This window comes from Faecalibacterium gallinarum, assembly GCF_022180365.1.
GTDB classification, from domain to species: Bacteria; Bacillota; Clostridia; order Oscillospirales; family Ruminococcaceae; genus Faecalibacterium; species Faecalibacterium gallinarum.
The window spans coordinates 1-347 of sequence record NZ_BQKV01000009.1; the positions used below are offsets into that span (position 1 = coordinate 1).

Here is a 347-nt window from a genome sequence, read left to right on the forward strand (position 1 = left end):
TCCACAGCGACCAGGGGTTTCAGTATACTTCCCAAGCGTACTTTAACCTGACTAAAGAATACGGCATTACGCCTTCCATGTCAAGACGCGGAAACTGCTATGACAACGCAATGGCAGAAAATTTCTTTGGCATTCTAAAAACCGAATGTATCTACCGCCAAAAGCTCAAGACGTTTCAGCAGGCCAAAGACTTGATCGACGAGTACATCCACTTCTATAACCACGAGCGGCTCCAGACAAAGACTGGCCTGGCTCCGCTCTCGCTTCGCCAGGCCAGTCTTTGATTCGTTTACTTCTACCCCTTGCAGGCCTCTTTTTTGTACTGTCCGCACAATATGGGGCGGTTC

At 49.0% G+C, this 347-nt stretch carries 1 protein-coding gene; it reads left to right on the forward strand.

Annotated elements, in window-relative coordinates; genetic code table 11:
* A partial coding sequence (locus JCM17207_RS00930) for an IS3 family transposase (RefSeq protein WP_238315576.1) occupies positions 1 to 284 on the forward strand: 284 nt, incomplete at its 5' end.
* Between the last annotated feature and the right edge of the window lie 63 nt (positions 285 to 347).